22 protein-coding genes and 1 pseudogene are annotated in these 23,653 nt (G+C 69.5%); 5 read left to right on the top strand and 18 right to left on the bottom strand.

Going from position 1 to position 23,653, the window contains the following annotated elements; genetic code table 11:
* Nucleotides 1-8 precede the first annotated feature (8 nt).
* The 6 genes from FRZ32_RS11760 to FRZ32_RS11735 form a co-directional block, all read right to left on the bottom strand.
* A complete protein-coding gene (locus tag FRZ32_RS11760; RefSeq protein WP_147043675.1) occupies nt 9-1,484 on the bottom strand; it encodes an MATE family efflux transporter in 1,476 nt (491 codons plus the stop codon).
* A 102-nt stretch (nt 1,485-1,586) separates the two neighbouring features.
* Nucleotides 1,587-4,241, bottom strand: a complete 2,655-nt coding sequence (locus tag FRZ32_RS11755) for a valine--tRNA ligase (protein ID WP_147043674.1) — start codon at nt 4,239-4,241, stop codon at nt 1,587-1,589.
* Nucleotides 4,242-4,293: 52 nt separating this feature from the next.
* Nucleotides 4,294-6,390 carry an alpha/beta hydrolase family protein gene (locus FRZ32_RS11750; protein WP_147043673.1) on the bottom strand — a complete coding sequence of 699 codons (2,097 nt, stop codon included), beginning with the start codon at nt 6,388-6,390 and terminating at the stop codon, nt 4,294-4,296.
* Nucleotides 6,391-6,430: 40 nt separating this feature from the next.
* Nucleotides 6,431-6,817, bottom strand: coding sequence for a DUF2497 domain-containing protein (locus FRZ32_RS11745; RefSeq protein WP_243445279.1), 387 nt, complete (start codon nt 6,815-6,817; stop codon nt 6,431-6,433).
* Nucleotides 6,818-6,861: 44 nt separating this feature from the next.
* The gene (locus FRZ32_RS11740) at nt 6,862-8,418 is read right to left on the bottom strand and encodes a TolC family outer membrane protein (protein ID WP_243445278.1); all 1,557 of its coding nucleotides are present in this window, start codon (nt 8,416-8,418) and stop codon (nt 6,862-6,864) included.
* Entirely contained in the window at nt 8,415-9,062 is a 648-nt protein-coding gene (locus FRZ32_RS11735) for a protein-L-isoaspartate O-methyltransferase family protein (RefSeq protein WP_147043671.1), read from the bottom strand. Before FRZ32_RS11735 ends, FRZ32_RS11740 begins: the two co-directional genes overlap by 4 nt.
* A gap of 271 nt (nt 9,063-9,333) precedes the next feature.
* Here FRZ32_RS11735 and FRZ32_RS11730 point away from each other — a divergent pair, with 271 nt between their 5' ends.
* Nucleotides 9,334-10,206, top strand: coding sequence for a class I SAM-dependent methyltransferase (locus FRZ32_RS11730; RefSeq protein ID WP_147043670.1), 873 nt, complete (start codon nt 9,334-9,336; stop codon nt 10,204-10,206).
* Here the strand turns inward: FRZ32_RS11730 and FRZ32_RS11725 are convergent.
* Nucleotides 10,178-10,567 carry a (deoxy)nucleoside triphosphate pyrophosphohydrolase gene (locus FRZ32_RS11725; RefSeq protein WP_147043669.1) on the bottom strand — a complete coding sequence of 130 codons (390 nt, stop codon included), beginning with the start codon at nt 10,565-10,567 and terminating at the stop codon, nt 10,178-10,180. The genes FRZ32_RS11730 and FRZ32_RS11725 overlap by 29 nt on opposite strands.
* Before the next feature lie 104 nt (nt 10,568-10,671).
* Here FRZ32_RS11725 and FRZ32_RS11720 point away from each other — a divergent pair, with 104 nt between their 5' ends.
* Complete coding sequence (locus tag FRZ32_RS11720; protein WP_147043668.1) at nt 10,672-10,842, top strand: Flp family type IVb pilin; 171 nt, start codon at nt 10,672-10,674, stop codon at nt 10,840-10,842.
* 125 nt (nt 10,843-10,967) lie between these two features.
* Nucleotides 10,968-11,141 (top strand): Flp family type IVb pilin, encoded by a 174-nt coding sequence (locus FRZ32_RS11715; protein ID WP_147043667.1) that lies wholly within the window; start codon nt 10,968-10,970, stop codon nt 11,139-11,141.
* A gap of 76 nt (nt 11,142-11,217) precedes the next feature.
* Here the strand turns inward: FRZ32_RS11715 and FRZ32_RS11710 are convergent, their stop codons facing one another.
* From FRZ32_RS11710 to FRZ32_RS15305, 4 genes are all read right to left on the bottom strand, one after another.
* Nucleotides 11,218-12,159 carry an acetyl-CoA carboxylase carboxyltransferase subunit alpha gene (locus tag FRZ32_RS11710; RefSeq protein WP_147043666.1) on the bottom strand — a complete coding sequence of 314 codons (942 nt, stop codon included), beginning with the start codon at nt 12,157-12,159 and terminating at the stop codon, nt 11,218-11,220.
* Nucleotides 12,160-12,196: 37 nt separating this feature from the next.
* A complete protein-coding gene (locus FRZ32_RS11705; RefSeq protein ID WP_147044454.1) occupies nt 12,197-13,045 on the bottom strand; it encodes a tyrosine-type recombinase/integrase in 849 nt (282 codons plus the stop codon).
* 65 nt (nt 13,046-13,110) lie between these two features.
* Nucleotides 13,111-14,931 carry a hypothetical protein gene (locus tag FRZ32_RS11700; RefSeq protein ID WP_243445277.1) on the bottom strand — a complete coding sequence of 607 codons (1,821 nt, stop codon included), beginning with the start codon at nt 14,929-14,931 and terminating at the stop codon, nt 13,111-13,113.
* On the bottom strand, nt 14,912-15,085 hold the full coding sequence (locus FRZ32_RS15305) for a hypothetical protein (RefSeq protein ID WP_158635909.1): 174 nt from the start codon (nt 15,083-15,085) through the stop codon (nt 14,912-14,914). Before FRZ32_RS15305 ends, FRZ32_RS11700 begins: the two co-directional genes overlap by 20 nt.
* 45 nt (nt 15,086-15,130) lie before the next feature.
* Here FRZ32_RS15305 and FRZ32_RS11695 point away from each other — a divergent pair, with 45 nt between their 5' ends.
* A complete protein-coding gene (locus FRZ32_RS11695) occupies nt 15,131-15,700 on the top strand; it encodes a shikimate kinase (RefSeq protein WP_147043665.1) in 570 nt (189 codons plus the stop codon).
* On the opposite strand, the gene FRZ32_RS11690 is transcribed toward FRZ32_RS11695, so the two are convergent.
* The 7 genes and pseudogenes from FRZ32_RS11690 to FRZ32_RS11660 all read right to left on the bottom strand — a co-directional run bounded on the left by FRZ32_RS11690 (nt 15,697) and on the right by FRZ32_RS11660 (nt 22,739).
* Nucleotides 15,697-17,472: a cation:proton antiporter domain-containing protein gene (locus FRZ32_RS11690; protein ID WP_243445276.1), complete on the bottom strand. Its 1,776-nt coding sequence runs from the start codon at nt 17,470-17,472 to the stop codon at nt 15,697-15,699. The two genes, FRZ32_RS11695 and FRZ32_RS11690, sit on opposite strands and share 4 nt — an antisense overlap.
* Nucleotides 17,469-17,891, bottom strand: a complete 423-nt coding sequence (locus FRZ32_RS11685) for an iron-sulfur cluster assembly scaffold protein (protein WP_147043664.1) — start codon at nt 17,889-17,891, stop codon at nt 17,469-17,471. The genes FRZ32_RS11690 and FRZ32_RS11685 overlap by 4 nt, the downstream gene beginning before the upstream one ends.
* A 68-nt stretch (nt 17,892-17,959) precedes the next feature.
* Nucleotides 17,960-19,276, bottom strand: coding sequence for a cysteine--tRNA ligase (cysS, locus tag FRZ32_RS11680; protein ID WP_147043663.1), 1,317 nt, complete (start codon nt 19,274-19,276; stop codon nt 17,960-17,962).
* Nucleotides 19,273-19,812, bottom strand: coding sequence for a CvpA family protein (locus tag FRZ32_RS11675; protein WP_147043662.1), 540 nt, complete (start codon nt 19,810-19,812; stop codon nt 19,273-19,275). The genes cysS and FRZ32_RS11675 overlap by 4 nt, the downstream gene beginning before the upstream one ends.
* Before the next feature lie 85 nt (nt 19,813-19,897).
* Nucleotides 19,898-20,629 carry an alpha/beta hydrolase gene (locus FRZ32_RS11670; RefSeq protein WP_147043661.1) on the bottom strand — a complete coding sequence of 244 codons (732 nt, stop codon included), beginning with the start codon at nt 20,627-20,629 and terminating at the stop codon, nt 19,898-19,900.
* Nucleotides 20,630-20,638: 9 nt separating this feature from the next.
* Nucleotides 20,639-22,008: pseudogene (gene radA / locus FRZ32_RS11665) on the bottom strand (DNA repair protein RadA).
* Nucleotides 22,008-22,739: a DUF4019 domain-containing protein gene (locus tag FRZ32_RS11660; protein WP_147043660.1), complete on the bottom strand. Its 732-nt coding sequence runs from the start codon at nt 22,737-22,739 to the stop codon at nt 22,008-22,010. The pseudogene radA and the gene FRZ32_RS11660 overlap by 1 nt, the downstream one beginning before the upstream one ends.
* Before the next feature lie 113 nt (nt 22,740-22,852).
* Between FRZ32_RS11660 and FRZ32_RS11655 the strand changes: the two genes are divergently transcribed.
* A complete protein-coding gene (locus FRZ32_RS11655; protein ID WP_147043659.1) occupies nt 22,853-23,641 on the top strand; it encodes an endonuclease/exonuclease/phosphatase family protein in 789 nt (262 codons plus the stop codon).
* The last annotated feature ends 12 nt before the right edge of the window (nt 23,642-23,653 follow it).

Below are 23,653 nucleotides of genomic sequence, written 5' to 3'. Positions count from 1 at the left end.
AGAACATCTTAACCAGCCGGGTTGAGCCGTCCGCCCGGCTCGGTCGTCGCCTCCGCTTCCTCGATGGCTTCGGCGACGCTGATCGGTGCGCCCATCCGCGCTTTGCGCCATCCGCCATGAAGATAATAGCCGGTCGCCATCGCGAGATTGGCGAGCGAGCTGACCGGGAAGCTCAGCCACAGGGCGTCGGCGCCGAGCCAGGGATAGGCGCCGAGCGCGAAGCCGAGCCGCACCGGAAAGAGGCCGATGGCGAAGATGATGAGCGGCCCGACGACCGCACCGTTCGCGCGCACCGTGCCGAACAGGATCATCGTGACGCCGAGGAGGAGGAAGCTCCAGGTCGCGAGCAGCTGGATATGTTCGGCGATCGGCAGGGCGGGGCTATGCCCGCCCAGGAAAAGCGCGAGCGCCGGCCGATCCGCGATCGCCAGCAGCACGACGAGAATGCCGGTGATCGCGAAATTGTAGAGAATGCCCGATCGGGCGACGAGGCCCACCCGGTCCCACCGGCCGGCGCCGATATTCTGTGCCGCCATCGCGCTCACGGCGGCGCCCAGCGCCATCGCCGGCATCTGGATATAGGTCCAAAGCTGCATGGCGACGCCAAAGGCCGCGGTCGTGTCGACGCCCTCGCGATTGACGAGGCCGAGCGTGGCGAGCGCCGAGGCGGAGATGACGATCATCTGCAACCCCATCGGGATGCCCTTCAGGATGATCGTCCTGAGCAAGGCGGGATCGGGGATGAGGTAGCGAAGCTCCGCCCCGCGCAGCCGCAGCGGCAGATCGCGCGCGTAGATGTAGATGAGGATCCCGATCAGCGCGACATAGTTGGCGATCACCGTCGCCATCGCCGATCCGGCGATTCCGAGCCGCGGCGCCGGGCCGAGGCCGAGGATGAAGACCGGGTTCAATCCGCTGTCGAGCACGACCGAGACGATCATGAACCAGAGCGGGGTCATCGCGTCGCCCGTCCCGCGAAGGCCCATCATCACCACCACCGCGAGCAGCAGCGGCGGCATCGCGATGAAAATCACCCGCAGATAGGCGACCGCCAGCGGCTGCGAGGCCGGCGGAGTCGCGAGCAGGTGGAGCAGCGCCGGCGCGAATATCCATCCGAGCACCGCGATCGCGAGCGCTACCGGTACGAAGGCGCCGGTCACGGTCCCGAACGCGCGGCGCAGCCCGTCCATGTCGTGCCGCCCGAACGCCTGGCCGATCAGCACCGTCGCCGCCATGCCGAAGCCGAAGACGAACGACATCAAGAGGAACATGGTGAGATTGGCGTTCGATGTCGCCGCCAGCGCATCCTCGCCAAGGAAGCGCCCCACCCAGATCGTGTTGATCGATCCGTTGAGCGACTGGAGGATCGACGAGATCAAGGTCGGCACCGCGAAGGCGATCAGCGTCTTGCCGATCGGCCCCTGCGTCAGATCGCGCATGCCGGGGCGGCCCGAACCTTGCGGCGCCCGTCTCTCGTCCGTCATACCTGCCCCCTGAAAGGCGCGTCCCGGTGCGAGATCGGGCGCCGGCGCGGCGGGTTCATCGCGCGCGCCGCCCGGCCTCGCCCAGGGTGAGCGGACGCTCCTTTAGCCGAGCCGCGCGAGCGCCGCGCGATATTTTTCCGCCTCGGACGATTTTTCGGAATGATCCGCCCGGGCCTTTTCCACCGCCTCGGGCTTGGCCCGTTCGACGAAGCTCGGATTGGCGAGCCGCGCGGCGAGCGAATCGCGCTCCTTCTCGGCGGCTTCCGCGGCCTTGGCGAGCCGCGCCTTTTCCGCCGCGATGTCGATCACGCCTTCGAGCGGGAGGATGAAGGTCGCCTCGTCGACGACGATCTGGGCCGCGCCGCCAGCGGGCGCCGCCCCGCCTTGCGTCTCGACCCGGGCGAGCCGGCCGAGCGCCGCCGCATTGGCCGCGAGCCGCGCCGTCGTCGCCGGATTCGCCCCCTGGACGTGCAGCGCCAGCCGCGCGCCGGGCGGCACGTTGAGCTCGGAGCGCGCCGCGCGGATCGCGCTCACCAGTCGGATCAACCAGTCGATCTCCGGCCCCGCCTCTGGATCGATCGCGCGCGCGTCGGGCATCGGCCATCTGGCGACGATGATCGGATAGGGCCGGTCCCCCATCGCGTTCCACAGCTCTTCCGTCACGAAGGGCATGAAGGGGTGCAGCATGACCAGGATCTGGTCGAGCACCCAGCCGGCGACCGCCCTGGTCTCCTCGTCGATCTGGCCCTTGATCAGCTCCAGGTACCAGTCGCAGAACGTGCCCCAGGTGAACTGGTAGATCGCATTGGCGCTCTCGTCGAAACGGAATTCGGCGATCGCAAGATCGATCGCCTGCACCGTCTTCACCGTCTCGCCGACGATCCATTTGTTGACCGGCTGGGTCGCGGCCGGCGGCTCGATCGCCCTCGATGCGCCGATGCCGTTCGCCTGGCAGAAGCGCGCGGCGTTCCACAGCTTGGTCGCGAAGTTGCGATAGCCCTCGAGTCGCTTCTCATCCATCTTGATGTCGCGGCCCTGGCTCTCCATCGCCGCCATGAAGAAGCGCAGCGCATCCGCGCCATATTTGTCGATCAGCCCGAGCGGATTGACGACATTGCCCTTCGACTTGGACATCTTCTGCCCGTCGGCGGCGCGGACCAGGCCGTGCAGGTAGAGCGTGCGGAACGGCACATCGCCCACGAAATGCATCCCCTGCATCATCATCCGCGCGTCCCAGAAGAACAGGATGTCGAAGCCGGAGATCAGCACGTCGTTGGGGTAGCGGCCGAGCGCCTTCACGTCCGTGTCGGGCCATCCCATCGTCGCGAACGGCCAGAGCGCGGAGGAAAACCAGGTGTCGAGGACGTCGGGATCCTGACGCAGCGCGACGCCCGCGCCGGCCTGCGCCTGCGCTTCCTCTTCGCTCGCCGCGACGAAAATCCGGCCGTCGTCCGCGAACCAGGCGGGAATCCTGTGACCCCACCAGAGCTGGCGGCTGACGCACCAAGGCTGGATGTTCTCCATCCAGTTGAAGAAGGTCTTTTCCCACGTCTTCGGCACGATCCGGATCGCGCCGGAGCGGACCGCCTCGATCGGCCCCTTGGCGAGCGTCGCGGCATCGACATACCATTGGTCGGTCAGCCACGGTTCGATCACCACGCCTGAGCGGTCGCCATAAGGCGTCTGGATCGTGCGCGGCTCGGCGTCATGCTCGGCGCCGTCCTTGTCGACATAAGGGACCAGCGCGCCCTCGTCCTTCAGCCGCGCGACCACCAGCTTTCGCGCCTCGAACCGGTCGAGGCCGATCAGGTCCTCGGGGATCAGTCCGTCGGCCGTCTGGGTGACCTGCGCCCTGGCGTCGAGCATGTTGAGCATTTCGGCCGGCTTGAACCCGGCGCGCCTGCCCACTTCGAAATCGTTGAAGTCATGCCCCGGCGTGATCTTGACCGCGCCGGTGCCCAGCGTCGGATCGGCATGTTCGTCCGGGATCACCGGGACCAGCCGGCCGGTGATCGGCAACCGCACCTGCTTGCCGATCATCGTCCTGTAGCGCTCGTCATCGGGATGGACGGCGACCGCCATGTCGGCGAGCATCGTCTCCGGCCGGGTCGTCTGAACCTCGATGCTGCCCGAACCGTCGGCGAGCGGATAGCGCAGCTTCCAGAAGCTGCCCTGCACCTCGCGCGTTTCGACCTCCAGATCGCTGATCGCGGTGCCGAGGCCCGGATCCCAGTTCACCAGCCGCTTGTCGCGATAGATCAGGCCCTGGTTGTAGAGATCGACGAACACCTTGAGGACGGCCCGCGAAAAGCCCTCGTCCATGGTGAACCGCTCGTTCGCCCAGTCCATCGAGCAGCCGAGCCGGCGCAGCTGCCGCGTGATCTCGCCGCCGCTCTCGGCCTTCCATTCCCAGACCTTGGCGACGAATTCCTCGCGCGTGAAATCGGTGCGCTTCTGCTGGCGCTCGTTCAGCTGCCGCTCGACCACCATCTGCGTCGCGATGCCGGCATGGTCGGTGCCGACCACCCAAAGCGCGTCCTTGCCCTTGAGCCGGGCGTGGCGGACGAGAATGTCCTGCAACGTATTGTCGAGCGCATGGCCGATATGGAGCGATCCGGTCACGTTCGGCGGCGGGTTGACGATCGTCCACGGCTCCGCGCCCGGGCGTTCCGGGTGGAACAGCCCGTTGCGCTCCCAATGATCGTACCAGCGCGCCTCGATCGCGGCGGGGTCGAAAGTCTTCGGCAATTCGCTCATGCCGTGGCGCTTAGCGGAGAGACGCCGCGCCCGGCAATGGCGGCCTTTCGCCTTATCGCGCGGTCAGCGGCGCATCGCCCGGGCCGCGGTGGAGCCAGCGCGCCATCCAGCCCTGGACCTCCGCATACCACTGGATCGAATTGCGCGGCTTCAGCACCCAGTGATTCTCGTCCGGGAAGACGAGCAGGCGCGAGGGGATGTCGCGCCGCTGGAGCGCGGTGAACACGCCGAGGCCCTGGCTGTAGGGGATGCGGAAATCGCGTTCCGAATGGATCACCAGCGTCGGCGTGCGCCAGTTCTGGGTGAACCGCGCCGGATTCCACCGCTCCATCGTCGCCGCCGCCTGCGGGTTGGTATAGGCGCCGCCGAATTCGTGGTCGTTGAACCACAATTCCTCGGTTTCGAACGACATGGCGCGGGTGTCGAAGACGCCGTCATGAGTGACGAGGCAGCGGAAGCCGTCATTCCACTGGCCGGCGATCCAGTTCACCATATAGCCGCCATAGGAGCCGCCGAGCGCGCAGGCATTGTGGATGTCGATGCCGCCGTCCTCGCGACCCGCGGCGGCGAGGCCGAGCCGCAGGTCCTGGAGCGGCTTGCCGCCCCAGTCGCGGTTGATCGCATCGGTAAAGGCCTGGCCGTAGCCGGTGCTGCCGTGGAAATCGACCGTCACCGCCGCATAGCCGGGCGCGGAGAACAGCCACGGATTCCAGCGATAGGACCAGCCGTTGCCGAACGAGCCCTGCGGCCCGCCATGGATCAGCAGCGCGACCGGGAGGCGGCCGGCGGGGTTGGCCGGCTTCACGATCTGCCCCCACACCGTGTCGCCATTGGCACCGCGGAAGTGGAAGCGCTGGACGTGGACGGGATCGAGATCGGCGAGCTTGTCGGCATTGACCCGCGTGAGCTGGGTCACCCGCCCGTCGGGCGCGAGATGATAGAGATCGTCCGGCGCGGTCAGCGAATTGAGCGTGTAGACCACCGATCCGTCGGCGAGCGGGACGACGTTGCCGACCGTGCCGCCCTCGGTCAGCCGCGTCGCGCGGCCGGTGGCGATGTCGATCCTGAAGAGCGGTTCGTCGAGCACTTCGCCGGCGGTGACCAGCAGGCTGCGCGAATCGCTCGCCCAGGCGATCGACGCGACCGAGCGGTCCCAGCCTTGCGTCAGCGCCCGCGTCTCGCCGGTCTGGAGGTTGCGCAGGTGGATGACGACGCGATCCGATTCATAGCCCGGTCGCGCCATCGCGCCCCAGGCGAGCCAATGCCCGTCCGGCGAGACTGCGGGCAGCGTATCGGTCGCCTGGTTGGCGGCGGTGAGGTTGGCCGGCGCGCCGCCGTCCACCGAGGCCGCGAAAATGTCGAGATTGGTCGAGCTCGCCTCGATCCGCCCCGCCTCGCGAAGCGCGAAATAGAGCGTCCGGCCGTCGGGGCTCCACGCCAACTCTTCCGCGCCGCCGAAGGGCTTGGAGGGCGCATCGCCGGTGAGATTGGTCGCGACCGGCGTCCCCGCCCCCTGCGCCCGCCCGTCGCCCAGCGGCACGATGAAGATGCGCGAGCGCACGCCCGGCGTCACCCACGTATCCCAATGGCGGACGAAGAGCTGGTCGTAGGTCCGCCCGCTCCCCTGCCCGGCCGTCGCCGGCGGCGGCACGTTGCCGCATTCGATGTCGGCGCAGCGCAGGTCGCGATCCGCCCAGACGGCGACGCGATCGCCGGTCGGGGCCAGCAGGTAGCCGCCGAGGTCCACCGAAAAGCGGGTCACCTGCTGCGGCTGCCCGTCGGCGCCCTGGCCGCCGATCGCGATCCGCCACAGCTGGTCGCTGCCCGAGGCGTCGGTCATGTAATAGAGCCAGCGCCCGTCCGGCGAGAAATGCGGATCATGCTCATTATGGTCGGCGCTGGACGCGATCTTCACCGCGCGGCCACCCGGCGCGCTCATGTCGAGCAGCCACAGATCGGTCCGGCCGCGATTGGCCTCGAGGTCGGTCTCGCGCAGCTGATAGGCGATCCACCGCCCGTCGGGCGAGGCGGCCGGCGCGCCGATCCGTCGCATCGTGGCGAGATCGGTCGCGGTCATCGGGCGGGCGAAGGCGGCGGGGCCGGCGGCGAAGGCGAGCAGCGCAAGGCTCGCGGCGAGCAGCTTCTTCATGGCGCCAAGGGGTAGCGCAGCCGAAGCCCGCGCGGAAGACTTAAAGGCTGCGCCCGGTGATCCGCGCGATCTCGCGGGTGACGAGCGTCTCGACGATCCCGGGCAGATTTTCGTCGAGCCAGTCCTTCAGCATCGGCCGCAGCATCTCGCGCACCACCGCCTCGAGCGCGCCGGCCTCGGGCGGCGCTTCGGTGCGCTGGCGAAGCGCGGAGAGGCTGGCGAGCCGTTCGCGGCTGGCGGCCGCCGCATCGCTGGACATCAGCCCGGCGGCTTCCGACACCGGATCGTCGAGCTCGAGCACGTCATCCTCGGGCGCCGAGGCCGCAGGCTCCTCGCCGGCGACTTCCCTGCGGGCGCGCGGGCCGGGCTGGGGCGCGCGATGATCCTCCGCGATCACCCGTTTGATCGAGGCGAGTATCTCTTCCATCGACGGATCTTGGCGCGCGTCACCCATAGCGGCGCATCTATTGCCTATTGCGGCAGCTGTGTCACGGGGCTGTTTGCGTTCGTCGGCACGGTCCGCGTAGAGGTGATCCGCGGTTCGGGGCCATCGTCCCAATCCGACCAGTCGTGGCGATGGGCATTGTAGTCGGCGATCGGATCGTAGAGCGGCCCGCCGTCGAGGTTGAGATCCTCCGCCTCGGCCTTGCCCATGACGTTGAGCAGCTGGAAGCCGGCGACATAGGCGTCGTGCCGCGCGGTGACCAGCGCGACCTGGCTGTTGAGCAGCTCCTGCTCGGCATTGAGGACGTCGAGCACGTTGCGCGTGCCGACCGTCTGTTCGGCCCGCGTGCCTTCGAGCGCGAGCTGGTTGGCCGCCACCGCGACCTCGTTCGATGCGATCGCGTCCATCGCCGCGCGATAGGCGGCATAAGCGGCGCGGGTGCTCGCCACGACCTGCCGCTCCACCGCGACCGACTGCTCCAGGAATTGCGAGCGGGTCGCCTGCGCCTGGCGCACGCGTGCGGCGGCGCCGCCGCCCTGGTAGAGCGGCCAGTTGAGCTGGAGCCCGATGCCGTTCACGGTCGTGCTGTTCGGCAACGTCCCGTTCGGCAGGCCAGCCGATTCGTCGGCGGTGCCGAGTGCGTTGACATATTGGGTCTGGTTGACGGCCGAGATGGTCGGCAGCCGGGCGCCACGGGCGACCGCGACGTCAAATCCGGCGGCGCGCGCCTGGGCGACGATCGAGGCGAGATCCGAATTGTTCTCGAGTGCGACGTCGCTCGCCTCGTCGGGCGATCCGGGCAGCGCGGGCAGCGTCGGCGGCGGCTGCAGGTCGCCCGCCGACTCGCCGATCACGCGGCGGTAATTCTCCTCGCTCGATTCGAGCTGGCTTTGTGCCGACAGCAGCTGCGAGCGGGCGAGCGCAAGCCGCGCCTCCGATTGCGCGACGTCGGTGCGGGTGAGATCGCCGACCTCGAACCGGTCGCGCGTCGCCTGGAGATTCGTCTCCAGCACGCGGACGTTGTTCTGGTTGAGCTGGACGATCGATCGATCGCGGATCACGTCCATATAGGCGGTCACCGCGTCGGTGAAGACATCGCCCTCGGTCGCGCGCAGATCGGCGCGGCCGGCATCGACGCGGCTGTTCGCCGCCCGCACCGAATTGCGCACCCGGCCGCCCGAGTAGAGCGGCAGGCTCACTTCGGCGCCGGCGGAGAGCGTCCGCCCGTTCTGGCCGACGATATTGTGGGTGACGAGATCCTGGTTGAGCCCGGCATTCACCGAGACCTGCGGCCGCCCCTGTGCGCGGGCGATGGCGACGCTCTCATCGGTGCCGCGCAGCCGGGCACGCTCGCCAAGCAAGGTCGGATTGGTGTTGTAGGTGCGCACGAGCGCGTCGCGAAGCGTCTGCACGGGGCCGGTCTGGACCGGGGCGGGCACGTCCGATCGGGACATGTCCGCCGGCATCGGCGGGCCCTGGACCGGCGCCGCCGGCTGCTGTGCCGGGGCGGCGGTCGCCGCAAGCGCGGCCCATCCGACCGTGGCTAGAAAGGCTCCCCGCATCAGGCTGTCACTCCGTTTCAAAAGCTGAATCCGCGCGGCTTCGCGAACCCGGGAAGGATCGCGGCGGCCGCATCGGCGATGATCGTGGTGCCGAGCGCATGGCCGGCGACGCGGCCGATGGCAAGGCGGGTGACGCCCCGGTCGATCAGCCCATAGGCGATCTCGCCGCCCTCGACCTGATCGAGGATCGCCTGGGGAATCTCCTCGACGGCGCCGTCGATCAGGACGAAATCATAAGGTGCGCCGGCGGCATGGCCCTGGTTCAGCGGCCCTTCCACCACGGTCACGCCAGATCCGGCCAGCGCGTCGCGCGCCCGCGCGGCGAGATCGGCTGATTCCTCGAGCGCCGTCACCGATTCGACGAGACGGGCAAGGACGGCCGCCGAATAGCCGGTGCCCGCGCCGATCACGAGGGCCCGCTCGCTTCCCTTGAGATGCGCTTCGGTGAGCAGCCGGCCGAGCACCATCGGCGGGTTGAGCGCGCGGCCGCCACCGAGCGGCACCAGGGCGTCGGCATAGGCGATGGCGCGCCGGTCATCGGGCACGAAACGCTCGCGCGCGACCTCGCTCATCGCCGCGATCACCGCGGGATCGTTCACTCCTGTCGTCCGCAGCTGGCTTGCCACCATCGCGCGGCGCATCTGATCGAAATTCTGCTCGGTCATCTGGCGGGTTCTACTCGCATAACTGTTATAGCGATGCAATACACTTGTTCGTTTCGGAGGCTTTTATCGGCTGCCCCCCTCAAGGCCAAGCGGAGATGGCCTCTCTTCGCAAATGCAGCAAGGGCCATGCCAGCTTTTTCGGAACTTGCCGGCCAAGGCGGCCGTCGCCCCGAGCCGGCGCCGCGATCTGGTCCCGGCGTCCGTATCCGGACAGATGATGTCCGCCAGCGGACAGTTGGCGCGGCGGCGCCGCTCCTGTAGCGCGGGCGCGATGGACGGCGTGGACGGACCCTTCGACCGGCAGCTGCGACGGTTGCGGCGCGATCGCGCGGCGCGGCACCCCGATGCCGATTATCTGCACCGCCGCGCCGCCGCGGAGCTCGGCGAGCGGCTGGATCTCGTCACCCGCCGCTTCGATCGCGCGCTCGATCTCGGCTGCGGCGCCGGCGCGATGGGGGCCGAGCTCGCGGCGCGCGGGATCGCCGTCGTTTCCGCCGATGCCGGCCCGGCCTTCGCCGCCGCGGCCGGAGGCGTGCTGTGCGACGAGGATCGCCTGCCCTTCGCCGACGGCGCCTTCGATCTCGTCACGTCGGTCGGCGCGCTCGATTCGGTGAACGACCTTCCGGGCGCGCTGACGCTGATCCGCCGGGCACTGAGGCCCGACGGCCTCTTCCTTGCCGCCTTTGCCGGCGCCGGGAGCCTGCCCGCGCTGCGCGGCGCACTGCAGGCGGCCGAGGAGGCGGAGGACGTCGCGCCGGCGCCGCGCCTCCATCCGCAGATCGACGTGCGCGCGGCCGGCGACCTCCTCACCCGCGCCGGCTTCGCGCTTCCGGTGGTCGACCGCGAGGAGGTGATCGTCCGCTTTTCCTCGCTCGGCCGCCTGGTCGCCGATCTGCGGGGCATGGCGGCGACCAACATCCTGCTGGAACGATCGCGCACGCCGTTCGGGCGGTTCGGCCTCGCCGCCGCGACCGCCCATTTCGCCGCCTCGGCCGACGCCGACGGTCGCACGGCGGAGCGGTTCGAAATCCTCTACCTCAGCGGCTGGGCGCCGGGCCCCGATCAGCCGCGCCCCGCCCGCCGCGGCAGCGCCGTCGCCTCGCTCGCCGACGCGCTCAAAGCAGGGCCGCGAGCATCGGGATAAGGGGCGCATCGGCCGGGGGCATCGCCCCGGCGTCCATCTCCTCGGGGCGGAGCCAGGCGATCGCCTCGGCCTCGATCGGTCGCGGGGTGCCGCGCCACCTGCGGCACAGATAGAGCAGCAGGATCAGGTGCCGCTCGCCCAGCGGCGCGCTGGCGAAGCAGCCCGGAGCGACATCCGCCGGGTCGACCGCGATGTCCAGCTCCTCGGCGAGCTCGCGCGCGAGCGCCGCCTCCGGCGTTTCGCCAGGCTCGACCTTGCCGCCGGGAAATTCCCACAGGCCCGCCATCGCCTTGCCGGCCGGCCGGCGCTGGAGCAGCACCCGGCCTTCCGCATCCGCGAGCGCCGCGGCAACGACGATCATTGTCGGGATTTTTGCCACGCCTCGGACCCCCGGTAAGTTTTTCTTAACTTCTCGAACACTAATTTGCAGCCAAACGTACCAAAAAGATACGTGTGGAGGTCGCGATGTGGGAGCCTCACGGTTTATTCCGTGACGAAAAGGGCGCGACGGCTATCGAATATGGCCTGATTATCGCGATGGTGGTGCTGGCAATGTTCGGCGCCCTCTCCCAGCTCGCCGGCGTCACGACCGGAATGTGGAACAACGTATCTTCGGAAGTCATCGATCATACGTGATCCGATTAAGTATTTGGAAACTTCCTCCTCCTAGAACCCAGGCTAGCTGACCCGGATCTTTTGGAGCGGGGACGGCCCGGAAGTGTGGACTTCCAAAAGTGGGATTGGAACCAAGGAGACCGGAAATGCAGTTCATTCGCAAGATTTTCAAGGACAAGAAGGGCGCCACCGCCATCGAGTACGGCCTGATCGCCGCGCTCATCGCCGTTGCCGCCATCGCCGCCATGCAGGGCCTCGGCACCGCGCTGAACTCGACGTTCAACAACGTCTCGACCGCGATGACGACCCCGGCGAGCTAAGCTTCGACGCGACAGCGACGAAAGAAGAGGGCGGCGGAAGCAATTCCGCCGCCCTTTTCGCCGTGCGTCGCCGCGCTCAGCCGATCCGCAGATATTTCTCGCGCCGCGCCGCACGGACCTCGCCGGCAGACAGCGGCGCAAGGCCATCCAGTTCCTCTTCGATCGCCGCGCCCAGCGCCGCGATCGTCGCCGCCGGCTCGCGATGCGCCCCGCCGACCGGCTCGGCCACGATCCGTTCGATCACGCCGAGGCCGAGCAGATCCTGCGCCGTGACCTTCATCGCTTCGGCCGCGTCGGCGGCCTTCTCGGCCGTGCGCCACAGGATCGATGCGCAGCCCTCCGGGGAAATCACCGAATAGATGCTGTGCTCCAGCATCAGCACCCGGTTCGCCGCTGCGATCGCGATCGCACCGCCTGATCCGCCCTCGCCGACAATCGCGGCGACCATGGGCACGCCCAGCTTCAGGCACTGTTCGGTCGACCGCGCGATCGCCTCGGCCTGGCCGCGCTCTTCGGCCTGGACGCCGGGAAAGGCGCCGGCCGTATCGACCAGCGTCACCACCGGAAGCCCGAAGCGGTCGGCGAGCTGCATCAGGCGGATCGCCTTGCGATAGCCCTCTGGCCGCGCCATGCCGAAATTGTGGCGTAGCCGGCTGGCCGTGTCGTCGCCTTTCTCATGCCCGATCAGCATGACCTTGCGCCCGCCCATGCGCGCGAAGCCGCCGACGATCGCCTGATCCTCGCCGAAGCCGCGATCGCCGGCGAGCGGGACGAAATCCTCCACCAGCGCGGCGACGTAATCCTTGAAATGCGGCCGCTCCGGGTGGCGCGCGACCTGGGTCTTCTGCCAGGGCGTCAGCCGGGCATAGATATCCCTGAGCTGCTTTTCGGCGCGCTCCTGAAGGCGGCCGATCTCGGCAGCGATATTGGGCTCATCCGCCGAGGCGGTGTCCCTGAGCTCGGCGATGCGGGCTTCGAGCTCCGCCACCGGCTTTTCGAAATCGAGGAAGGTGGGCATGGCAGGCGGCGGGGGTTAAGCCCCCTTGCCGCCGCCGTCAACGCGGCGGCGCATCGGCGAGCGGATGGCGGCTGTTCACCAGCTCGACCAGCCGCCGCGAATCGACGTGGGTGTAGATCTGCGTCGTCGCGATATCCGCATGGCCGAGCAGCATCTGAACGGCCCGCAGGTCCGCCCCGCCCTCAAGCAGGTGGGTCGCGAAGGCGTGCCGCAGGACGTGCGGGCTGATCCGCTCAGGCGGGATGCCGGCATCGGCGGCAAGCTCCTGCACGAGCTGGTAGAGCCGTACCCGGCTGAGATGCTTCCGGCCCGAGGGGAAGAGCCAGGCCGAATCGCTTGGCACGTGCGCGGCCCATTCGGCGACTGCCGCCCGCGCCCGGTCCGAAATCGGGACCAACCTCTCGCGCCCGCCCTTGCCGGCGATGATCACGAACGGGCGGTCCGGCGCGATCGCGTTGCGCGGCAGCGACACCAGCTCGGTCGCGCGCAGCCCCGATCCGTAGAGCAGCTCGACCAGCGCCGCCATCCGCAGCGCCAGCGCCCCGCCCGCCGCCTTGCGCCGTTCGATCTCGGCGAACAGCGCGTCGACCGCCCGGTGATCGAGCACCTTCGGGAGCGGCCGCTGCATCCCGGGCCGCGGCAGGGCGGCCGACGGATCGTCAACGCGATAGCCTTCGTCGTGGAGGAAGCCGTAATAGCGACGCAGCGCCGCCGCCTTGCGCGCGACGGTAGCGCGGGCGAGCGGCAGCCAGGCATCGGCGAGTTGCCTCAGCTCGTCCGTCCCCGCCCGCTCGATACCGCCCGGCAGCAGCGCGGATGCGCCTTCGAGGTCGCGGCGATAGGCGAGCAGGGTGTTGCGTGCGGCGCCCGCTTCGGCCGCGAGCATTTCGATGAAGGCCCCGATCGTCCGTTCGTCGCCGGCCTTTGCGGGGTCGCGCTGGGCGCGGCCGGTCACAGCCTCGCCATCGCCTCGGCTGCGATCATCCGCGCCTCGAAATCGAGCCCGACCGCCTTCAGGTCGCGCACGATCCGGAACAGGTAGGCGGGCGGCACGCCGGCCCAGCGCTCCGTCTGGATCGCGGTCGCGGCGAGCAGGGCAACCGTTCCCGGCTGGTTGGCGCGCACCGCCTGGTCGATCGTCGTCGCCCACAGATCGTTCTGGACCGAAAGGCCAGCGGCGTTGCCGAGCCGCGACGCGTCTGCGCCGGAAACCCGCCCGAGCCCGGCGAGCGCGGCGACGAGCATCTGGGCGCGGACATGGCCGGGGCTGGTATCGGCGTCGATATAGGCCTGGACGCGGTCGCGGCCGAGATCGACCTGCGCGCGCGGCGAACCGACCGCCAGCATCGCCCAGGCGCGGCTGTCATTCGCATCCTCGACGACACGGCTCCAGCGCGCCGCCTCCGCATCCATTCCGGCCGACAGCATCGAGGCGATGAGATCGGCAGCCGCGTCCGCATGATCGGCAGAGGGCTCGATCCGCGACGCAGCGCCGGCGGTCAGGATCAGCCGCGCATAACGGCCAGTCGCATCGGACGGCTCGGCCCACAAGGCGCGCATCGCGGCGAGCCGGCCTGCCGCCGTCGGATCGATCCAGGCGGTACGCAGCCGCGCGGCGACGGTGCCGGCCTGCTCGGCCGGATCGGTCTGGTCGAAGACCTGGGCATACGCTTCGACCAGCGAGCGCGAGGAGAATATGCCGAGTGCCGCGGCCGTGCCGGCGGCGTCGAGCCGCTGATCGAGCGGCACCATCGGGGCGCGCGCGAACCAGGCGGCATAGCGCGGGCCAGCGCCGTTCAGCAGCGGCGCCGGGATCGGCGTCCCGGTGGCGCTGGCGAGGCCGAAGCGCCAGGGGTTGATCGCATCGACGCCGTCCCATTGGACATTGGCCGCCCGGCGCGCCTGGGCGCCGGCGCCGATCACCTTTTCGGCGAGCATCAGATCGATGCCGGCGGCGCCGTGCTGGCGCGCCTGGTCCGACAGCGCGGAGGCGCGCGTCGGCTCACCCGCCAGCGCCGCGCACATCGCCTCGGCCATCGTCCACACCGGCGCGCGCGAAGCGGCGCGCGTCGCCCCGGTCAGCGGGCAGAGCGCGGCGGGATCGGCGGTGGCGAGCGCGGTCTGCGCCGCCGTCTCGATCATCCTTGGCGTATAATTGACCGGATCGACCGACTGGACGAGCATCCGCGCCGCATCGGCCTCGCCCATGCGCAGCAGCAGATCGGCGCGCGCCGCGACCCAATCGACCGGATTGACACCGGCCGGCGCGGCCGCGCGTGACAGCAACGCCCGCCGCAGCAGGATCGACGTCCAGCGCGAGGGCAGCGGCGCATCCACCTGCCCCATCAGCGCGGCGAGGAAGGCGCCGTTGTTCGCGCCGAACGCGCCGGCGCCGAGCCCGCCATTGCCGGGATCCAGAACCCCGACCATTTCGACGCTGCGCGCCTTGCCCTCGGGCACGGTGAAGTAATTGGTGGGCTGCGGGGCTTCGAGCGGATTCTGCACCGCGGCCGGCGGCGCTTCGCCGGAAGCGGCGTCCAGGGCGGGCGGCGACACCCCGGGGACGGTTCCGGACGCGACCGGCGGCGGCGGCACATTGGCGGGCGGCGGTGGCGCCGCCTTCTCCTCGGGCGGCGGCAGGGCCTGGTTGTTGCCGAAGCCGGGCGGCAGCAGCGATTCGGGGCCGCCGCGCCCCTGGCTCAGCGCCGGGATCGCGACGATGGCCGCGGCGCAGGCGGCGCCGGCAAGAAACCTAGTGCGCCAGGACTTCATTGGTCACGTCCTGCTCGACCTGATGAACGGGCACCTCGTGCGGGCGCATCCCGAGCCAGACGAGGAAGGCGATCAGGGCGAGGACGAGGACCAGCAACAAGGTCGGCAAGGGCGACCGGCGGCGGCGGACGGGTTCGAAACGGGCCTGTGGCATGGCGACCTTTTGCCCCAGCGGGACGGGCTCTGTATAGCCCCTCGCATGGCCGAAAATGCCGCCTCACCCCGCCCGGCGGGCGAAAACGCGCCGAATCGCTCGCCGGACCGGTCGATCGCGCTGGTCGGGCTGATGGGCGCGGGCAAGTCGACGGTCGGGCAGAAGCTGGCGGCGAAGCTCGCCCTCCCGTTCGTCGATGCGGACACCGAGATCGAGCGCGCCGCGCGGCTCGATATCCCCTCGCTTTTCGAGCGTTATGGCGAGGCGGCCTTCCGCGACTGCGAGCGGCGGGTGATCGCCCGCCTCGCCGGTGGCCCCGTCCAGGTGATCGCGACCGGCGGCGGCGCGTTCGTCGATGAAGCGACCCGGCGCCTGCTCCTCGCGCGCTGCCATGTGCTGTGGCTCGACGCCCCGGTCGAAAGGCTCGCCGCGCGCGTGGGACGGCGCGGCGGACGCCCCCTGCTGGACGGACGCGATACGATCGAAGCCCTCGAGTCGCTCGCCGCCGCGCGCACGCGTTATTATGCCGAGGCGCATATCCGCATCGACGCCAGCGAGGATCGCGACGAAACCGTCGCGAGGATCCTCGCCGCCCTCCCCTCGGGCCTCGACTAGCCGCAGTCCGGCTCGATCCCCCGTTCGGGCGCGGTGATGATCCGGTCGATCCGCGCGCGCAGGTCGCCGGTCTCGATCTGCGCCTTCAGACGTTCGCGATCGCGGGCGCGATAGAGATTCTCCGTGCGGTCGATCTCCTCCTCGGCGACGCCGACGCTCTCCATCGCCATGCGCGCCATCCGCACCGCCGAATCGAGCACCTCGCGCACCGCCCCGGCGATCGGCGCGCCCCTGAGCTTGAGCAAAGCCCGCCGGTCATAGGCGCGCACGAAGATCGCCGCCTTGGGGAAGGCTTCGTGGACCGCCTCGACCAGCTCGGCGCTGATCTGGTCGTCGTCGAGGCAGAAGAGGATCAGCTCTGCGTCGGCGGCGCCGGCCTGGCGCAACAGATCGAGCCGCGTGCCATCGCCGAAATAGACCTTGGCGCCGAACGATCCGGCAACATCGATCATTTCGACGTCGCGGTCGATGAGCGTCACCGGGATTCCCTGCGCGATCAGCATCTGCGCGACCGTCTGGCCGAACCGGCCATAGCCGACGATGATCGCGTTGGCGCCGTCCGCGGTCGGCCCGTCGCGCTCGCCGCGATCCGCTTCAGGCTCGGCGCGAAGGTTGCGGGTCGCCATCATCAGGAACGGCGTGGTCGCCATGGACAAGGTCACGATCGCGCCGAACAGGCTCGCGGCGTCGGGCGTGATGATGAACGCCTGCTGGGCCTGAGCGAACAGGACGAAGCCGAACTCTCCGCCCTGGCTGAGCAGCAGGCCGAGCGCGATCGCCTGGCGCCAGGTCGTCCTGAAGGCGAGCGAGATGAGCGCGATCGCCACCGTCTTGGTCACGATCAGCGCCAGCGCCATGCCGACGACGAAGACCGGCCGATCGGCGATCGCATGGAGATTGAGCTGCATCCCGACGGTGACGAAGAAGAGGCCGAGCAGGATCGATCGGAACGGCTCGACGTCGGCCTCGATCTCGTGGCGATAGGGCGTGTCGGCGAGCATCACGCCGGCGACGAACGCGCCGAGCGCCGCCGAGACGCCGAGCCATTCCATCACCGCGGCGCTCGCGATCACGGTGAACAGGCCGGCGAAGACGAACATCTCGCGTTCGCCGAGATTGCCGATCAGCCGGAACAGCGGGCGCAGCAGGAACCGGCCCGCCAGCGTCAGGCCGACGATGGCGCCGACCGTATAGAGGCCGAGCAGCCATCCGGGCGGCCCATTCATGTCGGCGGGATTGCGCGACAGGGCGGTGACGATGGTGATCATCGGCACGATCGACAGATCCTGGAACAGCAGGATCGCGAAGGCGCGTTCGCCGAACGGGGTCCGCAGCCGTCCCTGCGACTGGAGCAGCGGCAGCACCTGCGCGGTCGACGACAGGGCGAGCGGCATTCCGAGCGCCAGCGCCGCCGCCCAGGAGACGGACGCGCCGAACCAGACCACAAGCGTGATCGCAAGGCCGCACAAAACGACCTGGATCAGGCCGAAGCCGAAAATGTCCTGCTTCATCCGCCACAGCCGAGACGGGCTGAGCTCCAGCCCGACGAGGAACAGCAGCAGCATGATGCCGATCTCGGCGATGCTCATCTTGTCTTCGGCATCGCCGACGAGGTTCAGCAATTGCGGCCCGACGAGCGCGCCGGCGACGAGATAGCCAAGGGTCGCGCCGAGCCCGAGCCGGCGGAACAACAGGACGAAGACCAATGCGAAGCCGAGCATCGGGACCGCCTCGCGAAGCAAGGACGTGCCCGATGCGACCACCTCGCTCATGCGCCGGCCGCCGCCTGCGCCGCCGCCGCAAAGGGCAGCAGGATCGCTCCGTGCCGCGCGGCGAGCCGCCGCGCGTCGGCGAAGATGTCCAGCCCCGGCCAGTCGCCGGGATCGTCGCGCGCGCCGGCGAGATAATCCGCCAGCGCCGTGTGCGCCGCGGCAAGCTCGCCCGCGCGCCGGCCGATGGCATGCGCGCCCATCAGCGCGGCCGATGCCTGCCCGAACGCGCAGGCGCGCACCTCCTGCCCCAGCGCCGCGATCCGGCCCTCATCGTCGAGGATCACGTCGACGATGATGCTGCTCCCGCACAGCGGCGCGCGCTTCTCCGCGCTCCCATCCGCCGCCGCGAGCCGCCCCACATGCGGGATCGACGCGGCGAGCCGGAGAATGTCGCGGGTGTAGAGCGTCGCGGTGGCCATGCCCGGCATATAGGCGGCAGGTCCGAAGCGCGCCACCGTCCGTGATCCTCCCCGGAACGGGGAGGATTTTACGCCCGCCGCCAGGTCGTGCCGCCCGGCCCATCCTCCAGCACGATCCCTTCCGCCGCGAGTTCGTCCCGAATGCGGTCCGCCTCCGCGAAGTCGCGGCGCTGGCGGGCTTCGAGCCGCGCAGCGATTAGCCCGTCGATCCGCGCATCCGCGCCGCCCTGGAACCAGTCCTTCGCCTCGCCGCCCAGCAGCCCGAGCAGCCGCGCCGAGGCGCGGAGCGTTTCCGCATCCTCGATCGCCGCCAGCCGCGACAGGGCGAGCGGCGTGTTGAGATCGTCCGCCAGCGCATCGACGACGCCGGGATCGGGCGGGCCATCGCCGGTGCCGCCGACCTGTCGATAGAGCCGGTCCAGCGTCGCCTTGCTCTGCGCGATCAGGCTCTCCGACCATTCCAGCGGCTGGCGGTAATGCGCGGACAGCAAGGCGAGCCGCAGCGTCTCGCCCTTGTGGCCCTGTGCGAGCAGATCGGCGACGGTGACGACATTGCCGAGGCTCTTCGACATCTTGTCGCCGCCGGCCATCGACAGGAAGCCGTTATGCACCCAGTAGCGCGCGAGCGGCGCGCCGGCGTGGACGCAGCGGCTCTGCGCGATCTCGTTCTCATGATGCGGGAAGATGAGGTCGAGCCCGCCGCCGTGAATGTCGATCGTCTGCCCCAGGTGCGCCTCGATCATCGCCGAGCATTCGATGTGCCACCCCGGCCGGCCGCGCCCCCATGGCGACTCCCAGCCGATCACGCCGTCGGGCGAGGGCTTCCACAGCACGAAATCGGCCGGGTCCTTCTTGTAGGCGGCGACCTCGACCCGCGCGCCCGCGATCATCGCCTCCCGGTCGCGACGGCCGAGCGCGCCGTAATCGGGATCGCTCGGCACGTGGAACAGCACATGCCCGTCCGCCTCATAGGCGTTGCCGCAATCGATCAGCCGCCGGATCATCTCGATCATCGGCGCGATATGCTGCGTCGCATGCGGCGCGATCGTCGGCGGCTGGACGCCGAGCGCACCCATGTCCTGGAGGTAGAAACGCTCGAAACGGTCGGTGATCACCGACGGGTCGACGCCCTCCGCCTCGGCCGCGGCGATGATCTTGTCGTCGACGTCGGTGACGTTGCGGGCATAGACGAGGCTGCCAGCGCCATAGACGTGGCGTAGCAGCCTGGCGAGCACGTCGAACACCACCGCCGGTCGCGCATTGCCGATATGGGCGCGGTTGTAGACGGTCGGGCCGCATACATACATCGTCACCCGGGCGGGGTCGGCCGGGGTGAAGACGCGCTTTTCCCGCGCCATCGTGTCGTGGAGCCGGATTTCGGTCATTGCCGGTTCGCCGCTGCGACTTCGTTGCCCGCGCCGGCATCGCGCCGCGCCTGGACCGCGCCGACGATCGCCTCGGCGCTGGCGTGGAGCAGCGGATAGGTGCGCGAGCTGGCCATCCATTCGGGCCGCTCGGCGCTGCGCCCCCAGATCGTGTCATAGACGAGGTTCGCGCCGAGATAGAGCAGGGTCGCGCCGATCAGGCCCTTGACCGCGCCGAAGCCGGCGCCGAGCACCCGGTCGATCGGCCCGACGATCGAGCTCCTCACCCGCTCCCCAACCCGGCGCGAGGCGAGCTTGCCGCCGAGGAAGACCAGCCCGAAGACGAGGGCGAAGGCAAGCACGGACGCGCCCGAAGCGGTGCCGATCGGATGCTCCAGCGTCTTTTCGACCGGGCCGTAGAAATAGCGCAGCGCGACGATCGCCGCGAACCAGGCGAAGAGCGACAGCAGCTCGGCGACGAAGCCGCGCAGGAAGCCGGTGACCAGCCCGGCGCCGACCAGCAGCAGGACGACGATATCGAGTGCGGTGAACCCCATGCCGGCGTGCCTAATCGAGGATTGTGCGAAGGGGAAGCGGGCCCACAAATCCGCCCCGCGATTTCTCGGGGCACGGACCAGGGCCCTAGCGGGCCCCGCCCAATATCCGGGCGATCGCGCGCAGCACTTCGGGACGGTTCTGGACGCCGACATGATTGGCGCGCACCTCGATGTCCGCGCAGTCGCCGCCGTGGCACAGCTCGCCGGAGACCAGCCCGTCGGTCGCGCTCCAGATGGCGGTCGCCGGCATCGGCAGCGGCGCGGCGATCTCCTCGCGCAGCCTCGCGACCGCCGGATCGTCGACCTTCTCGCCGGTCAGCCATTCGAAGACGCGCCACACGTTGGTCGCGCGCGGATCGCCGGCATAAGGCGCGCTCACCGTGATCACCTGCCGCACCAGATCGGGATGGCGGTGCGCGGCGAGCCGGGCGAGGATGCCGCCAAGGCTGACCCCGATCAGGGTCAGCGGCTGGCCCGCCCGGGCGTAGGAATCGCGGATCAGCGCATCGAGCCTCTCGCTCCCCGGCCCGATCGTCCGCCGGCCGAGGTTGAAGCCGAGCCCCCAGCCGCGCGCATCATAGCCGAGCGCGTTGAGGTAATGGCAGATCACCCGATAACGGCGGTCCGGATTGGCAAGTCCCGGGAAGACGATCACCGGCCGCCCGTCGCCGCGCGGCACCCCATCGGTAAGGCGCCGGCGCGCGAAGCCGAGCGACACGAGCCCCCACAAGGCGCGCGGAAATTCGGCCGCCCACAACCATTTGGGCGGCGGCGCGACGGCGTCGGAGGTCTGCGTGCCGGAAGCCGGGCCGGTCATGCCCTTGAGCTAGTGTCCGAGCAGGTGATCGACAAGCTGGCCGAGCGATTTGAACCCGGCCAGCGCGGGCATCCCCTTGCCGCCGCTCACCGAGGCCGGGACGATCGCGCGTTCGAAGCCGAGCTTGGCCGATTCCTTGAGACGCAGGTTCGCATGGGCGACGGGCCGCAGCTCGCCCGACAGCGCCACTTCGCCGAAGGCCACCGTCTCCGCCGGCACCGGCCGCTCCGACAGGGCCGAGACCAGGGCGGCGGCGACGGCGAGATCGGCCGCCGGATCGGTCACCCGATAACCGCCAGCGACGTTCAGATAGACCTCGGCGGTCGAGAAGCTGAGGCCGCAGCGCGCCTCCAGCACCGCGAGGATCATCGCGAGCCGCCCGGAATCCCAGCCGACCGCCGCGCGCCTTGGCGTGGCCCCGCTTGCGAGCCGCACCGTCAGTGCCTGGATCTCGACCAGCACCGGCCGTGTGCCCTCCAGCGCCGGGAAGACGACCGCGCCCGGCACCGCCTCGCCGCGATGCGTGAGGAACAGGGCCGAGGGGTTCGCCACCTCGGCCAGCCCCCCTCCTCCATCGCGAACACGCCGATCTCGTCGGTGCCGCCGAAGCGGTTCTTCACGGCGCGGAGGATGCGATATTGGTGGCTTCGCTCGCCCTCGAAGGAGAGCACCGTATCGACCATATGTTCGAGCACGCGCGGGCCCGCGATCGCGCCGTCCTTGGTCACGTGGCCGACGAGCACGATCGCCGCCCCGCTTTCCTTGGCGAAGCGGATCAGCTCGTGCGCGCTCGCCCGCACCTGGCTCACCGTTCCCGGCGCGCCCTCGATCAGGTCGGAATACATGGTCTGGATCGAATCGATCACCACCAGAGCCGGCGCGCCGCTCTCGCCAAGGGTGGTCAGGATGTCGCGCACCGAAGTCGCCGCCGCGAGCTTCAGCGGCGCCGCGCCGAGCCCGAGCCGGCGCGCGCGAAGCCGCACCTGATCCGCCGCCTCCTCGCCGGAAATATAAGCGACATGAGCACCTTGCGTCGCGACCTTGGCAGCCGCCTGCAACAGGAGGGTGGACTTGCCGATCCCCGGATCGCCGCCGATCAGCGTCGCCGATCCAGCCACCAGCCCGCCGCCGAGCGCGCGGTCCAGCTCGGCGATTCCGGTCGAAATGCGCGCCGGCAGCACCGCCTCGGCGTCGAGCCCGCTGAGCTCGACCTTGCGCCCACCACTGCGCAGGTCATGCTTGGCGGAGAAGGGCGTGACCACCCCGGCCGCATCCTCGACCAGGCTGTTCCACTCTCCGCAGTCCGCACACTGCCCCGCCCAGCGCGGACTGACCGATCCGCACAGCTGGCAGACATAACGTGTCTTGGGCTTCGCCATTAGTCGCGGCACTGGGCCATTTGCCGCGCCTGCGCGAGGGGCAGCGGCGACGATCCCGGCGTCGGTTGCGGAACCTGGCCGATGTCCTCACGCGCCAGCCGATAATGACCATCCCCTCCGCGATAGAGAACGATATATCCGCAATAGACGAGCATGCGCGAAAAGCTGCGCTCGAAATCGATGGCGACATAGACACCCGGAGCCGGCGCGCCGTCCGGGTTCACGTACCAGGTCGTGTGAACAATCCTGCGCTCGCCCGGTGCTCCTGCATCCCGCCGGAACGCATTCATTTGCGCCTGCCGCTCCTGCAAATCCATTCCGGCGCGATTCAACTCCGTCATCATCGCCAGAACGCCCTGTGCATCGGCCGCGTCGATCAGATCGAAATAGTGCTGAGTTTGCGTCGCTACCTCGTTCTCGTCGGCCGGCGACGGTTGCCAATCAGCCGCGACCGGGGCCCCCTGAGCGGGAGGCGGTGGCGCATCGAGACAAATATATTCCTGATGTATTGCAAAACGAGGCGAAGGATCGACGGAACTTCCGTCCCTATTGAGCACGCGCTCATTCCCGACGAAGGTATAATGCCCCAGTTGCGCATAACGCCCGGAGCAAGCGCGTATCGCGCGCTCGGCGATCAGACGCTGCCCCTCCGGCGTCTCCGGACTGACCGGCAGGGTCAAAGTGAAGGCTCCCGCCTGTGCAGCGAGCATGAGCGGCAGCATCCAGACCATGGTGCGAGTGTGCGCGACTCCCTTGCCGCGCGCAAGCCATTTTTGAACGAATAGAGAACATGGGTTCGGGGAAACTTCTTGGACGAACGAGGATTATCCGCGAGAGTAATACAATGATCCGGGTCGCCTCCTACAACATGCGCAAGGCCATCGGCACCGATCGGCGCCGCGTGCCCGAGCGCACGCTCGAGGTCATCAACGAGATCGGCGCGGACGTGATCGCGCTCCAGGAAGCGGACCGCCGCTTCGGCGCGCGGCTTTCGGCGATCCCGCCTCATCTCATCGGGGAGATGAGCGACTACAAGCCGGTCGCCTTCGAGGCGCGCGACGGCTCGCTCGGCTGGCACGGCAACGCGCTGCTTGTGAAGAAGGACGTGGAGGTCCTTGAAAAACATCTTTTCCACCTTCCCTCCCTGGAACCGCGCGGTGCGGTGCTCGCGGAAATCTCGGTGCGCGGCCAGCGCCTGCGGGTCGTCGGCATGCATCTCGATCTCTCCGGCCTGTGGCGCCGCCAGCAGGCCCACGCGATCCTCACCCACCTCGCCCAGTATGACGAGGCGGTGCCGCATGTGCTGATGGGCGATCTCAACGAATGGAGCGCGCATGGCGGCTGCCTGCGCGATTTCGCCCAGCATCACCGGATCGCCCCGGTCGGCCGCTCCTTCCACGCGCGCCGGCCGATCGCGACGCTGGACCGGATCATGGTCACGCCCGATCTCGCCATCGTCGCTTGCGGGACACACCGGAGCGCGCTCGCGCGGCGGGCGTCGGATCATCTGCCGGTCTGGGCCGATCTCGCGCCGGGCGATGCGGCGCCGGCACGGATCGCGGCGCCGCGGCCGACCTGGCCGTCGCGCGTCCGCACCTCGCTGATGCGCCCCGAATGGCGCCGTCCGGGATGACGGCGGCGTGCG

The organism is Sphingosinicella ginsenosidimutans, from assembly GCF_007995055.1.
Classification (GTDB): domain Bacteria; phylum Pseudomonadota; class Alphaproteobacteria; order Sphingomonadales; family Sphingomonadaceae; genus Allosphingosinicella; species Allosphingosinicella ginsenosidimutans.
This window is presented reverse-complemented; position numbering and strand designations above follow the sequence as displayed.

What these genes read in the sequence shown, in the direction of transcription:
- FRZ32_RS11760 (WP_147043675.1), bottom strand. Translation starts at nt 1,484, where the DNA reads ATGACGGACGAGAGACGGGCGCCGCAAGGTTCGGGCCGCCCCGGCATG.
- FRZ32_RS11755 (WP_147043674.1), bottom strand. Translation starts at nt 4,241, where the DNA reads ATGAGCGAATTGCCGAAGACTTTCGACCCCGCCGCGATCGAGGCGCGC.
- FRZ32_RS11750 (WP_147043673.1), bottom strand. Translation starts at nt 6,390, where the DNA reads ATGAAGAAGCTGCTCGCCGCGAGCCTTGCGCTGCTCGCCTTCGCCGCC.
- FRZ32_RS11745 (WP_243445279.1), bottom strand. Translation starts at nt 6,817, where the DNA reads ATGGAAGAGATACTCGCCTCGATCAAACGGGTGATCGCGGAGGATCAT.
- FRZ32_RS11735 (WP_147043671.1), bottom strand. Translation starts at nt 9,062, where the DNA reads ATGACCGAGCAGAATTTCGATCAGATGCGCCGCGCGATGGTGGCAAGC.
- FRZ32_RS11730 (WP_147043670.1), top strand. Translation starts at nt 9,334, where the DNA reads ATGGACGGCGTGGACGGACCCTTCGACCGGCAGCTGCGACGGTTGCGG.
- FRZ32_RS11725 (WP_147043669.1), bottom strand. Translation starts at nt 10,567, where the DNA reads ATGATCGTCGTTGCCGCGGCGCTCGCGGATGCGGAAGGCCGGGTGCTG.
- FRZ32_RS11720 (WP_147043668.1), top strand. Translation starts at nt 10,672, where the DNA reads ATGTGGGAGCCTCACGGTTTATTCCGTGACGAAAAGGGCGCGACGGCT.
- FRZ32_RS11715 (WP_147043667.1), top strand. Translation starts at nt 10,968, where the DNA reads ATGCAGTTCATTCGCAAGATTTTCAAGGACAAGAAGGGCGCCACCGCC.
- FRZ32_RS11710 (WP_147043666.1), bottom strand. Translation starts at nt 12,159, where the DNA reads ATGCCCACCTTCCTCGATTTCGAAAAGCCGGTGGCGGAGCTCGAAGCC.
- FRZ32_RS11705 (WP_147044454.1), bottom strand. Translation starts at nt 13,045, where the DNA reads ATGCTCGCGGCCGAAGCGGGCGCCGCACGCAACACCCTGCTCGCCTAT.
- FRZ32_RS11700 (WP_243445277.1), bottom strand. Translation starts at nt 14,931, where the DNA reads ATGAAGTCCTGGCGCACTAGGTTTCTTGCCGGCGCCGCCTGCGCCGCG.
- FRZ32_RS15305 (WP_158635909.1), bottom strand. Translation starts at nt 15,085, where the DNA reads ATGCCACAGGCCCGTTTCGAACCCGTCCGCCGCCGCCGGTCGCCCTTG.
- FRZ32_RS11695 (WP_147043665.1), top strand. Translation starts at nt 15,131, where the DNA reads ATGGCCGAAAATGCCGCCTCACCCCGCCCGGCGGGCGAAAACGCGCCG.
- FRZ32_RS11690 (WP_243445276.1), bottom strand. Translation starts at nt 17,472, where the DNA reads ATGAGCGAGGTGGTCGCATCGGGCACGTCCTTGCTTCGCGAGGCGGTC.
- FRZ32_RS11685 (WP_147043664.1), bottom strand. Translation starts at nt 17,891, where the DNA reads ATGGCCACCGCGACGCTCTACACCCGCGACATTCTCCGGCTCGCCGCG.
- cysS (WP_147043663.1), bottom strand. Translation starts at nt 19,276, where the DNA reads ATGACCGAAATCCGGCTCCACGACACGATGGCGCGGGAAAAGCGCGTC.
- FRZ32_RS11675 (WP_147043662.1), bottom strand. Translation starts at nt 19,812, where the DNA reads ATGGGGTTCACCGCACTCGATATCGTCGTCCTGCTGCTGGTCGGCGCC.
- FRZ32_RS11670 (WP_147043661.1), bottom strand. Translation starts at nt 20,629, where the DNA reads ATGACCGGCCCGGCTTCCGGCACGCAGACCTCCGACGCCGTCGCGCCG.
- FRZ32_RS11660 (WP_147043660.1), bottom strand. Translation starts at nt 22,739, where the DNA reads ATGGTCTGGATGCTGCCGCTCATGCTCGCTGCACAGGCGGGAGCCTTC.
- FRZ32_RS11655 (WP_147043659.1), top strand. Translation starts at nt 22,853, where the DNA reads ATGATCCGGGTCGCCTCCTACAACATGCGCAAGGCCATCGGCACCGAT.